The sequence below is a fragment of the Pseudomonas sp. WS 5532 genome (assembly GCF_012985445.1).
Lineage (GTDB): Bacteria > Pseudomonadota > Gammaproteobacteria > Pseudomonadales > Pseudomonadaceae > Aquipseudomonas > Aquipseudomonas edaphica.
The window spans coordinates 152,406-164,932 of sequence record NZ_JAAQWK010000001.1; the positions used below are offsets into that span (position 1 = coordinate 152,406).

Here is a 12,527-nt window from a genome sequence, read left to right on the forward strand (position 1 = left end):
GGAATAGGCTTGATGGTTTGTGGTGCCTGTCCTTATTTTTCGGTGTGCCTGTTTTGATCATGTGATTGGGTGAGAATTTGTTTCACCCAATCCGGGTACTCGGGAGGCAACGCGATGACGGCGGTTATCGGCATCAAAGGGCACTGCGCCCATTGCGACATCACCTTCGAACTCAAGCCCTGGCAATTGAACGCCATTGCCATCCGTGAGCCGTTTGATTGCCCGTATTGTCAGCGGGTCCTGGAGTTGAACTGCCCCAGGCAACTGCGCCAGTTCAAATCCTTGGACCACTGGGCCATGGTGCACCCCAGCATGATGGTACTGACCAGCGCGGTGCTGATCGTGGCGATGGTGGCCGAGTGGCTCGGCCTGATCAGTATGGTCGGGCAGCTCAACGTTTCATTGATAGTGGTACTTATGCACTTTCTGACGCTGCGTTACGTGCGCCACCGGCAGCGACTGACCTTGGATTTGCAGGTGGTCAACGTGCTACCAGTTGAACAGCTCGCACGCGTTGCGTGTGCTCGTTTCGGCCAGCACTGAAGGGCTGATGCCCATGCGTTCGGCCAAGGCGTCGCAGATAGCCGGCAGGTGTTGCGGGCTGTTGCGCTGGCCGGGGTACATGGCCGGCGCCATGTCCGGCGAATCGGTTTCCAGCACCAGCGCCTCAAGCGGCAGCTGGGTCAGCACCTTGTGCATACGCAGCGCCTGGGGCCAAGTGGCCGCGCCGCCCAGGCCCAGTTTAAAGCCGAGTTTGATGTATTCGCGGGCCTCCTCAACGCTGCCGGCAAACGCATGAATGATGCCGCCGCGCGGCAGGCGGATGCGTTTGAGGGTGGCGATCACTGCCGCGTGGCTGCGGCGCACGTGCAGCAGGGCTGGAAGCTGGAAATCCACAGCCAGTTTCAGCTGCGCTTCAAACAGGCTTTGCTGACGTTCGCGGTCCAACTGTTCGAGGAAGTAATCCAGCCCGATCTCACCGACGGCGCACAGTTGCCGATGGCCCTGTAGACGGGTCAGCCAATCACCCAACTCGATCAGGTCGGCGGGGCGATGATCCTCCAGATACACCGGGTGCAGGCCGAAGGCGGCAAATAAACTTTCATCGTCCTGCACCAGATCCCACAGCCGTTGCCAGTTCTGCTGATACACACCCAGCACCACCATGCGCTGCACGCCGAGTTGGCGGCTGTGGGCGAGGACTGCCCGGCGATCCGTGTCGAAATCCGGGAAGTCCAGGTGGGTGTGGGTGTCGATCAGCTCCACGCTCAAGCCTCGTGAATGCGCTGCTTGAAGGTCCGGCCGATGGCATGCACGCCGGGCTCATACTGTTCTTCTTCGATGGCCGCCAGGGCCAGGCGCAGGGCGGTGTCGGCGATCAGTTGATGTTGCTGGGCCATGGCGTTGACCGGCAAGGGCAGGAAGTCGAGCAGTTGGGTGTCGCCGAACGTGCCCAGGCGCAACGGCCGGGACTTGAGCGGGAAGTCATGCAACGCGTCGAACACACCTTGCAGCAGCACGTAGGAAGTCGTCACCAGCGCGTCAGGCAAATGCCCCAGGCGTTGCAGGAGTTCTTCCATCAGTTGGCGGCCACAGTCACGGCTGAAGGCTTCACCCTGCTCGATCAGCACGTCGCCCTTGAAGTCTCTCAAGGCTTCACGGAAACCGGCAGCGCGTTCCTGGCTGATGCTCAGTTCGGGGTGTGCGCCGATCAGCGCGATCTGCTTGGGCAGCGGCTGCAACAGGCTGCTGGTGAGTTGCTGGCAGGCCTGGCGGTCGTCGCTGACCACCGAGCAGAACTGCCCGGGTTCCATCACCCGGTCGATGGCGATCACCGGCAGGCCCTTGGCTTGCAGCTCACGGTAGCTGTCATCGCTGGCCGGCAAACAACTGGCCACGAACAGTGCATCGCAGCGCCGCGCGCGGAACAGTTGCAGCAGTTGGCGTTCGCTGTCGGCTTCATCATCGGAGCTGGCGATCAGCAGTTGGTAGCCGCGCGCCCGCGCGCCTTGTTCCAACAGCTTGGCGATGCGTGCGTAGCTGGGGTTTTCCAGGTCGGGCAAGATAAAGCCCAAGGTGCGCGTGTGCCGACTGCGCAGCCCGGCGGCCTGAGGGTTGGGCGTAAAGCCATGGGCTTCGACCACAGCACGCACACGCTCGACGGTGGCGCTGCTGATGCGTTGCTGTTCGGCCTTGCCGTTGATGACATAGCTGGCGGTGGTAACGGACACACCGGCCAGACGTGCGATATCACTGAGTTTCAAACCGGGATTTCCTTGTTTTTTAGAGCTTGCCCCGACATTTTGTCCAATCGTAACCGATTCCTGCACACGACTATTGTCTGAGCTCAAGTGCCGAGTGGTCCTTCAAGCTTGCATAATTAGCGCATAATCTGCCATAAATTCTAGATTAAACGTTTCAGCAAGCGTATTTTTACGATGTTCGCCACTGAGTGACTACTGCCAATTGACCACTCAGTCAGTTATTTATGAACGCGCCTGCGCTGATTTATTCAAAACAATACCTAGTGCCCACAGTGCACTAACTAGGAGAACGGCATGCTTGAGCTCACTGTAGAGCAGATTTCCATGGGCCAGGTGGCTGTGGATAAATCTGCTGCCTTGCACCTGCTCGCGGAAAAACTGGTGGCCGATGGCCTGGTCGCCGAGGGTTATCTGAGCGGCTTGCAAGCCCGTGAAGCCCAAGGCTCGACTTTTCTCGGCCAAGGTATTGCCATCCCCCACGGTACGCCGGAAACCCGTGACCAAGTGTTTTCCACGGGCGTACGCCTGCTGCAATTTCCCGAAGGGGTGGATTGGGGCGACGGCCAGATCGTCTACCTGGCGATCGGCATCGCGGCCAAATCCGATGAACACCTGCGCCTGCTGCAACTGCTCACCCGCGCCCTCGGAGAAACCGACCTGGGCCAGGCGCTGCGCCGTGCCGGCTCCGCCGAAGCCTTGCTGAAACTGCTGCAAGGCGCACCACAGGAACTGGCGCTGGACGCGCAGATGATCAGCCTGGGCGTATCGGCCGACGATTTTGAAGAGCTGGTCTGGCGTGGCGCACGCCTGTTGCGTCAGGCCGATTGTGTCAGTAATGGTTTCGCCGCCGTGTTGCAGCAAGTCGACGCGCTGCCGTTGGGCGATGGCCTGTGGTGGCTGCACAGCGAGCAGACGGTGAAGCGCCCAGGCCTTGCGTTTGTGACGCCGGACAAACCGATGCGTTACCTCGGCCAGCCCCTGAACGGCCTGTTCTGCCTGGCCAGCCTGGGTGAGGCGCATCAAACCTTGCTCGAACGCCTGTGCGCCTTGTTGATTGAAGGTCGCGGCCAGGAATTGGGCCGCGCTACCAGCAGCCGGGCGGTGCTTGAGGTGCTCGGCGGTGAATTGCCGCCGGACTGGCCGAGCGTGCGCATCACCCTGGCCAATGCCCATGGTTTGCATGCACGGCCGGCGAAGATCCTCGCGCAATTGGCGAAAAGTTTTGACGGCGATATCCGCGTGCGCATCGTTGATGGCCCGGTGGGTGCCGTCTCGGTGAAAAGCCTGAGTAAGTTGCTGAGCCTCGGCGCCCGTCGCGGCCAGGTGCTGGAGTTTGTCGCTGAACCTGCGATTGCCGGTGATGCATTGCCCGCGCTGTTGGCAGCGGTGGAGCAAGGGCTCGGTGAGGAAGTCGAGCCGCTGCCGACCGTGAGTGCCCAACCTGCCATCCTTGATATTGAACCCGCGATCAGCGCGCCTGTGTCCGGCAGCCAGGTCCAGGCTATCGCCGCCGCGCCTGGCATTGCCATTGGCCCGGCGCATATCCAGACCCAACAGGTCTTCGATTACCCGCTGCGTGGCGAGTCTGCAGCCATTGAGCGCCAGCGCCTGCACGCCGCGCTCACCGAGGTGCGCGCTGATATCCAGGGTTTGATCGAGCGCAGCCAATCCAAGGCGATCCGCGAGATTTTCATTACCCACCAGGAAATGCTCGACGACCCGGAGCTGACCGACGAGGTCGACACGCGCCTCAAGCAGGGCGAAAGCGCCGAAGCTGCGTGGATGAGCGTGATCGAAGCCGCGGCCAAACAGCAAGAGTCGCTGCAGGATGCCTTGCTCGCTGAGCGCGCCGCCGACCTGCGTGATATTGGTCGCCGGGTGCTGGCGCAATTGTGCGGCCTTGAAACCGCCCAGGAGCCAAGCGAGCCTTACATTCTGGTGATGGACGAAGTCGGCCCCTCTGACGTTGCCCGCCTGGACCCAACCCGCGTCGCCGGCATCCTCACCGCCCGTGGCGGCGCCACGGCCCACAGTGCCATCGTTGCGCGTGCCTTGGGCATTCCTGCTTTGGTAGGCGCCGGCGCGGCGGTGTTGTTGCTGGCCGCTGGCACACAGCTATTGCTCGACGGCCAGCGCGGTCGATTGCATGTCGACCCCGACGCGGCCACGCTGCAACGCGCCACGGTCGAGCGCGACACCCGCGAACAGCGCCTGCAAGCGGCCTCGGCCCAGCGTCACGAACCGGCCATGACCCGCGATGGCCATGCCGTGGAAGTGTTCGCCAATATCGGTGAAAGCGCCGGCGTTGCGACGGCGGTGGAGCAGGGCGCCGAAGGCATCGGGCTGTTGCGCACCGAACTGATTTTTATGGCTCACCCGCAAGCACCGGATGAAGCCACCCAGGAAGCCGAATACCGCCGTGTGCTCGACGGCCTTGGCGGTCGCCCGCTGGTGGTGCGCACCCTGGATGTGGGCGGCGACAAACCGCTGCCGTATTGGCCGATTGCCGAGGAAGAAAACCCTTTCCTCGGTGTGCGCGGCATTCGCCTGACCTTGCAGCGCCCGCAGATCATGGAAGCGCAATTGCGTGCGCTGTTGCGCTCGGCGGACAACCGCCCGCTGCGCATCATGTTTCCCATGGTCGGCAGTGTCGATGAATGGCGAGCCGCCCGCGATATGACCGAGCGCCTGCGCCTGGAAATCCCGGTGGCCGACCTTCAACTGGGCATCATGATCGAAGTACCGTCTGCCGCTTTGCTCGCGCCGGTACTCGCCAAGGAAGTCGACTTTTTCAGCGTCGGCACCAACGACCTCACCCAGTACACCCTGGCCATCGACCGTGGCCACCCAACCCTGTCGGCCCAGGCCGATGGCCTGCACCCGGCCGTGTTGCAACTGATCGACATCACCGTGCGCGCCGCCCATGCCCATGGCAAATGGGTCGGCGTGTGTGGCGAACTGGCGGCGGACCCGCTGGCGGTGCCGGTGCTGGTCGGGCTGGGTGTGGATGAGTTGAGTGTGTCAGCCCGCAGCATTCCCGAAGTGAAGGCGCGGGTGCGTGAATTCAGTCTGAGCGAGGCCCAGGGCCTGGCGCAAAAAGCGCTTGCGGTGGGTTCGCCCGCGCAAGTGCGAGCCCTAGTGGAGGCCGTGTAAATGGCGAAGATTCTGACCCTGACGCTGAACCCGGCGTTGGACCTTACGGTACGCCTGGCACACCTGGAACCCGGTGCAGTCAACCGCAGCGAAACCCTGTTGACCCATGCTGCCGGCAAGGGTGTGAATGTCGCCCAGGTGCTGGCGGACCTCGGGCATGAGGTGAGCGTGGGCGGTTTTCTCGGCGCCTCAAACCCTGAGGCTTTCGAGGCATTGATCGCCAGCCGCGGGTTTGGCGACGCGTTCATCCGCGTGCCGGGCGAAACACGTAGCAACATCAAGATTGCCGAGCAGGATGGTCGGGTCACCGACATCAATGCGCCGGGGCCGCTGGTGAGTGAGCAGGCGCAAAAACAACTGCTCAAAATGGTCGCGATCATCGGCCCTGAATTCGATGCGGTGGTGGTCGCTGGCAGTTTGCCGCGTGGCGTCAGCGCACAGTGGTTTCAGGAACTGATACACGCGTTGAAAGACCTTGGTTTGAAAGTCGTCCTCGACACCAGCGGCGAAGCCTTGCGCGCGGGCATCAAGGCCGGCCCGTGGTTGATCAAACCCAACACCGAAGAACTCGCCGAAGCCCTCGATTGCGCCACCGACTCCATCGCACAGCAGGCCCAGGCCGCCGAGCGTTTGCATGCTCAAGGCGTGGAGCATGTGGTGGTCTCCCACGGCGCCGAGGGCGTGAACTGGTTCAGCCCAGGCACCGCGCTGCATGCCACGCCGCCCAAGGTCAGCGTCGCCAGCACGGTGGGTGCGGGCGATTCGTTGCTGGCCGGGATGCTGCACGGTCTGCTCAGGTTTGATCTGCCGGAAACCACCTTGCGCCGGGCCACGGCGATTGCCGCCATGGCGGTCACGCAGATCGGTTTTGGCATCAGCGATGACGCGCAGTTGGCGCGCCTCGAAAGCGGCGTCCATGTGCGCACGCTGACAGAACAATAAGAGGGTTTGTGATGAAGTTAGCCATTGTTACCGCCTGCCCGAACGGCATGGTCACCAGTGTGCTGTGCGCCCGCTTGTTGGACGCCGCCGCGCAGCGCCAGGGCTGGAGCACCAGCACCGAAGTCGTGGATGTGCAGCACCCGGAGCGGGCGTTGTCCCAAGCGACTATCGACGCGGCCGAGTGGGTGTTGCTGGTCAGCAGCACGCCGGTGGATATGCAGCGGTTTGTCGGCAAGCGTGTATTCCAGAGCACGCCGGCCCAGGCGCTGGCGGATGTCGACGCGGTGCTGCGCCGTGGTGCCGAAGAGGCCCAGGAATACGTCGCCAGCCAAGCGCCGGTGGCGGCGAAGAATGCCCCGCGTATCGTCGCGATCACGGCCTGCCCGACCGGCGTGGCCCACACCTTCATGGCCGCCGAAGCCTTGCAGCAAACGGCCAAGCGCCTGGGCTATGACTTGCAGGTCGAGACCCAGGGGTCGGTGGGCGCACGCACGCCGTTGAGCGCGCAGGCCATCGCCGATGCCGATGTGGTGTTGCTGGCGGCGGATATCGAAGTCGCCACTGAGCGTTTCGCCGGCAAAAAGATTTACCGCTGCGGTACCGGCATCGCCCTCAAGCAGTCCGAGGCCACGCTCAACAAGGCGCTGGCCGAAGGCGCGGTAGAAAACGCCGCCAGCGGTGCGGTCGGCAAAAAAGAAAAAACCGGCGTGTACAAGCACCTGCTTACCGGCGTGTCGTTCATGTTGCCGATGGTGGTGGCGGGCGGGCTGTTGATCGCCTTGTCGTTTGTGTTCGGCATCCATGCTTTTGAAGAAAAAGGCACCTTGGCTGCCGCCCTCAAAACCGTCGGCGACCAGGCCTTTATGCTGATGGTGCCGTTGCTGGCGGGCTACATCGCTTATTCGATTGCCGACCGTCCGGGCCTCGCGCCGGGCATGATCGGCGGCTTGCTGGCGGGCACCTTGGGCGCCGGGTTTATCGGCGGCATCCTCGCCGGTTTCCTTGCCGGTTACTGCGTCAAGCTGATCACCCGCGCGGTGCAATTGCCGCAAAGCCTGGAGGCGCTCAAGCCGATCCTGATCATCCCGCTGCTGGCAAGCCTGTTCACGGGCCTTGCGATGATCTATCTGGTCGGCCCGCCGGTGGCGCGGTTGCTCACGGGGCTGACGGATTTTCTCAGCACCATGGGCACCACCAATGCGGTGCTGCTGGGCATTTTGTTGGGCGGCATGATGTGTGTGGATTTGGGCGGGCCGATCAACAAGGCGGCGTATGCGTTTTCTGTCGGCCTGCTGGCCGCGTCCAGTGGTGCACCGATGGCGGCGACCATGGCCGCTGGGATGGTGCCGCCAATCGGCATGGGCATCGCCACCTTGCTGGCGCGGCGCAAGTTCGCCCAGACCGAGCGCGAGGCGGGCAAGGCCGCAATGATCCTGGGCCTGTGCTTTATCTCTGAAGGCGCGATTCCATTTGCCGCCAAAGACCCGCTGCGGGTGATCCCGGCCAGCATCGCCGGTGGCGCGTTGACCGGCGCGCTGTCGATGTATTTCGGCTGCAAACTCGCCGCACCCCATGGTGGTTTGTTTGTGTTGGTGATTCCGAATGCAATGAACCATGCGCTCCTGTATTTGCTGGCGATTGTGGCGGGCAGCTTGGTGACTGGGCTGGTGTATGCGCTGATCAAGCGTCCCGAGGCGGCGGAGCTGTCGATCACTTCAGCCAAGGCCTGACACTGTTCAAAATGTGGGAGCTGGCTTGCCTGCGATTGCTTTCTGTCAGTCACCCTTTCAGTGACTGATTCACCGCTATCGCAGGCAAGCCAGCTCCCACCTTTGATCTCCAGTGTTCTTACGGTCGGTGTCACATCCGCTTCATGCTCCCGTGTTTAAGTTGCCCTTTTGATACTCAAGAGGGCACCTGCATGAGCCACTTCGATCTCGGCCGTCGCCGCGTGATGCAAGCCGTTGGCGCCGGTTTGTTGCTGCCGGGCCTGGCGCCGGCAGTGATCGCCTCGGTCAAGGACCGCCCCCAACTCACCGACGGCGTGCAGTCCGGCGACTTGCTGGGCGATCGGGCGATGATCTGGAGCCGCAGCGACCGCCCGGCGAAGATGGTGGTGGAGTGGGACACCCGCAGTGTGTTCAGCAACCCGCGCAAATTTATCTCGCCCCTGGCCGACAGCCGCACCGACTTTACCGCCCGCGTCGAACTCACCGGGCTGCCGGTCGATCAGGCGATTTTCTACCGTGTGCACTTTGAAGACGCCCAGACCGGCGTGGCCAGCGAGCCGTGGTTCGGCCACTTGCGCAGCGTGCCGCAGCAGCGTCGTGATATCCGTTTTGTGTGGAGCGGCGACACTGTCGGCCAGGGCTTCGGCATCAACCCGGACATAGGCGGCATGCGCATTTACGAAGCCATGCGCCTGCGCCTGCCGGACTTTTTTATCCACAGCGGTGACACCATCTACGCCGACGGCCCAGTGCCGGCCCAGCTGACCGTTGAAGACGGGCGCATCTGGCGCAACATCACCACTGAAGCCAAGAGCAAAGTCGCCGAAACCCTCGACGAATATCGCGGCAATTATCGCTACAACCTGCTGGATGAAAACGTGCGCCGCTTCAATGCCGAAGTGCCGCAGATCTGGCAGTGGGACGACCACGAGGTGATCAACAACTGGTCGCCGAGCAAGATGCTCGATGAGCGTTACCAGACCAAGGACATCAACACCTTGGTCGGCCGCGCACGCCAGGCCTGGCTGGAGTATTCACCGATGCGCCGCCAGAGCGCCGATGGCGGTGGGCGCATCTATCGCAAGCTCAGCTACGGGCCGTTGCTGGATGTGTTCGTGCTGGACATGCGCAGTTATCGCGGGCCTAACGACGACAATCTGGGCGGCGAAAAGCCCTTTATGGGCCGTGAGCAACTGGACTGGCTCAAGCGCGAACTCAAGGCCTCCCAGGCGCAGTGGAAAGTCGTGGCCGCCGACATGCCTATCGGCCTCGGCGTGCCCGACGGTGAAGTCAGCCCCGGCGTGCCACGTTGGGAAGCCATCGCCAACGGCGACCCAGGCCCGGCCCAAGGTCGTGAGCTGGAGATTGCCGAACTGTTAGGGTTTTTGCGCGCGCAGCAGGTGCGCAACCATGTGTGGCTGACGGCGGATGTGCATTACTGCGCGGCGCATCATTACCACCCGGACCGCGCGGCGTTTCAGGATTTCGAGCCGTTCTGGGAGTTTGTGGCCGGGCCGCTGAATGCGGGGAGCTTCGGGCCTAATCAACTGGACAAAACCTTTGGACCGGAGGTGGTGTTCCAGAAGGCTCCGCCTGCGCAGAACACTTCGCCGTTTGCCGGTTTTCAGTTTTTTGGTGAAGTGCAGATTGACGGGCAGACGGCGGAGTTGACCGTGATCTTGCGTGACTTGGATGGGGTCTCGGTGTTCGAGCAAAAGCTGCAGCCCGCCTGACCTGCAATGCACGTAAAACTGTGGGAGCTGGCTTGCCTGCGATGGCATAACCCTGGTGTCACTTTTACACCGAGGTGCCTGCATCGCAGGCAAGCCAGCTCCCACAGTTGCTCCTCGGTGTTTATGAGGGCTTAGTACACATCCCGTCGATAGCGGCCCTGCTCAATCAAACGCTCCACCGCTTCGCTGCCCAGCACCTCGTGCAGCACTTGATCCACACCCGTGGCCATGCCCTGCAAGCTGCCGCACACATAAATCGCGGCGCCTTCGGCCAGCCATCTACGCAATACGTCTGCCGATTCGCGCAGGCGGTCCTGTACGTAGATTTTCTCTGCCTGGTCGCGGGAAAACGCCAGGTCCAGCAGGGCCAGGTCACCGCTGGCCAGCCAGCCTTGCAGCTCGTCCTGGCACAGGTAGTCGTGGGCAATATTGCGTTCGCCGAACAACAGCCAGTTGCGCTGCTGGCCATCGGCGATGCGCGCTTTAAGCAAACTGCGCAGGCCGGCCAGGCCGGTGCCGTTGCCCAGCAGGATCAGCGGCACCGGCGCTTCGGGCAAGTGGAAGCCACTGTTGCGGCGCAGACGCAGGCTGACGCCGGAGCCGATGGCGGCGTATTCGGTCAGCCAGCCCGAGCCCAGGCCCAGGCTGCCGTCGGGGTGGCGCTCCTGGCGCACGATCAGCTCCAGCACGCCGTCGCTGGCGATCGAGGCGATGGAGTATTCGCGCATGCCCAAGGGCACCAGCGCGTTGACCAGCGCTTGTGCGTGCAGGCCCACCAGATGCGCGCGGTTGTCCGGCAGTTGGCGGGTGGCCAAAGCCTGGTTGAGGGTTTGCGCCAGGCCGTCGATCAACACACCATCGCTGCCGACCAGGCCCAGGCCTGCGAGGAAATGCTCGATGGCCCACGGGCAATTGCGCGGCAGCACTTCCACCAGGTCACCGGCCAGCCAGCTTTGCGGCGCAGGCGGCGTGAGGCCCAGCAGGTAGATGTCTGAGCCAACGCTGTCGCGGTTAAGCAGGGTGCGATGGGTGAGGGTCCAGATTTCAAACTGAGGCGCCTGCCAGGCCGCTGCCGGTGCTTGGCCGGTGATTTGGCCCAGTTGTTGTTGCCACATCAGCAGCGCTTCGCTGTCGCCGCTGTCGACTTCCACCGGCGCGAATAACGGCGTGCCGCCCTGGTGGGTCAGCCAGAAGTGCAGGCGCCGGGCAAAACCGCAGAAGTGTTCATACTGGCGATCACCGAGGGCCAGCACCGAGTAGTTCAAGCCTTTGAGCGACAGATCCTGGCCGAGCACGCTGCGCTCAAACCCCCGGGCGCTGTCTGGGGCTTCGCCGTCGCCGAAGGTGCTGACCACGAACAGCGCATGCTGCGATTGGCTCAGGTCGTGCTGGCTGACGCTGCCCAGCGGCTGCACTTTCACCGGCAAGCCGGCGGCCTGCAATTGCCCGGCGGTTTGCCAGGCCAACTGCTCGGCAAAACCGCTCTGGCTGGCAAAGCCGATCAGCCAGGCCGGCGCATCGCTGTGGTTGGCGCCGAGGCCGTTGCGGGCGTCGCGCACCTGGCGCTTTTTGCGGCGACGGTCCAGGTACAGCAGCCAGCCGGTGATAAAGAACAACGGCATCATCAGCGAACTGAGGGTGAGGAGGATGCGCCCGGTCCAACCGAAGTAGCTGCCGGTGTGCAACGCATAAATGCTAGTGAGCAATTGGGACTTGAGCGTCTTGCTGGCGTACGGGGCGTGGGTTTTGACCTCGCCGGAGGACGGGTCCAGGTTGATCTGGTTCAGCGCGCGGTCGTGGGGCGATGTGTTGAGCAGGTAATACACGATGGCCGGCTGCCCGGCGACGGCCGGCATGCGAATGTTGTAGGCGATCAAACCGGGGCCGGCGTTGGCGTAGATGCTGCTCCATATGGCGTCGTAGTTGGCCACCGGCGCCGGGCCTTCGGGCGGCGGGCCGCGTTTGCGCAGGCGCTCGTTTTGCGGTGCGTCGGACAGCAGTTTGTTCAGGCCCTGACTGTACCAGTCGTAGGACCAATACAGGCCGGTGAGCGCCGAGAACAGATAGAACAGCAGGCACCAGGTGCCGAACACCGAGTGCAGGTCCCAGTTGAAGCTGCGGCCTTTCTTGCGCCAGTCCATCGTCAGCCAGGCGCGCCAGCTTGCCACTTGGCGCGGCCAGCGCAGGTACAGGCCCGAGAGGCAGAAGAACACCAGGATGAGGCTGCAGGCGCCGGTGATGTTACGCCCGGTTTCGCCCATGGCGAGGAAACGGTGCAACTGCAAGATAAAGCCGAGCACATCCTGGCCGACGGCGTCACCCATGTAGTCGCCGGTGTAGGGGTCGAAGTAGCGCATCTGGCCACGCCGTTCGCCCGGCGGGGCGGTGAAGAACACGCGCGCGGCGTTGCCGCTGTCGCTTTCCACCCACAACATCGATACGGTCTTGCCTTCGGTGGCCTCAAGCTTGCGCACCAGTTCGGCAGGCGGCAGCACACCGGCTTCGCGTTTTTCGACCTTCAAGACTGTGGGGTTGAGCGCCCGCAGGATTTCATCCTGAAACGAGACCGCAGCCCCGGTTATCCCCATCAACGCCAGCACCAGCCCGGCAGTGATGCCGAAGAACCAGTGCAATTGGAACAGGGTTTTTTTCAACACGTCGGACCGCCTCGCTCATCTGGATGTCGTTGTCACGGCGCGCATTAT

The 12,527-nt window shown here is 62.9% G+C and carries 8 protein-coding genes; 5 read left to right on the plus strand and 3 right to left on the minus strand.

Going from position 1 to position 12,527, the window contains the following annotated elements; translation table 11 throughout:
• Positions 1-114: 114 nt before the first annotated feature.
• Positions 115-543 carry a hypothetical protein gene (locus HBO23_RS00770; protein WP_017138307.1) on the plus strand — a complete coding sequence of 143 codons (429 nt, stop codon included), beginning with the start codon at positions 115-117 and terminating at the stop codon, positions 541-543.
• On the opposite strand, the gene HBO23_RS00775 is transcribed toward HBO23_RS00770, so the two are convergent.
• Positions 490-1,266, minus strand: coding sequence for a TatD family hydrolase (locus HBO23_RS00775; RefSeq protein ID WP_017138306.1), 777 nt, complete (start codon positions 1,264-1,266; stop codon positions 490-492). The genes HBO23_RS00770 and HBO23_RS00775 overlap by 54 nt on opposite strands.
• A gap of 2 nt (positions 1,267-1,268) precedes the next feature.
• On the minus strand, positions 1,269-2,264 hold the full coding sequence (gene cra / locus HBO23_RS00780; protein ID WP_017138305.1) for a catabolite repressor/activator: 996 nt from the start codon (positions 2,262-2,264) through the stop codon (positions 1,269-1,271).
• Positions 2,265-2,558: 294 nt separating this feature from the next.
• Here cra and ptsP point away from each other — a divergent pair, with 294 nt between their 5' ends.
• The 4 genes from ptsP (at position 2,559) to HBO23_RS00800 (ending at position 9,822) form a co-directional block, all read left to right on the plus strand.
• Entirely contained in the window at positions 2,559-5,417 is a 2,859-nt protein-coding gene (gene ptsP, locus HBO23_RS00785) for a phosphoenolpyruvate--protein phosphotransferase (RefSeq protein ID WP_170036231.1), read from the plus strand.
• Positions 5,418-6,359 (plus strand): 1-phosphofructokinase, encoded by a 942-nt coding sequence (pfkB, locus tag HBO23_RS00790; protein WP_170036233.1) that lies wholly within the window; start codon positions 5,418-5,420, stop codon positions 6,357-6,359.
• An 11-nt stretch (positions 6,360-6,370) separates the two neighbouring features.
• Positions 6,371-8,089 (plus strand): PTS fructose-like transporter subunit IIB, encoded by a 1,719-nt coding sequence (locus HBO23_RS00795; protein ID WP_170036235.1) that lies wholly within the window; start codon positions 6,371-6,373, stop codon positions 8,087-8,089.
• A 191-nt stretch (positions 8,090-8,280) separates the two neighbouring features.
• Positions 8,281-9,822 carry an alkaline phosphatase D family protein gene (locus HBO23_RS00800; RefSeq protein WP_170036237.1) on the plus strand — a complete coding sequence of 514 codons (1,542 nt, stop codon included), beginning with the start codon at positions 8,281-8,283 and terminating at the stop codon, positions 9,820-9,822.
• A gap of 131 nt (positions 9,823-9,953) precedes the next feature.
• Here the strand turns inward: HBO23_RS00800 and HBO23_RS00805 are convergent, their stop codons facing one another.
• Complete coding sequence (locus HBO23_RS00805; RefSeq protein WP_170036239.1) at positions 9,954-12,479, minus strand: sulfite reductase flavoprotein subunit alpha; 2,526 nt, start codon at positions 12,477-12,479, stop codon at positions 9,954-9,956.
• Positions 12,480-12,527 lie beyond the last annotated feature (48 nt).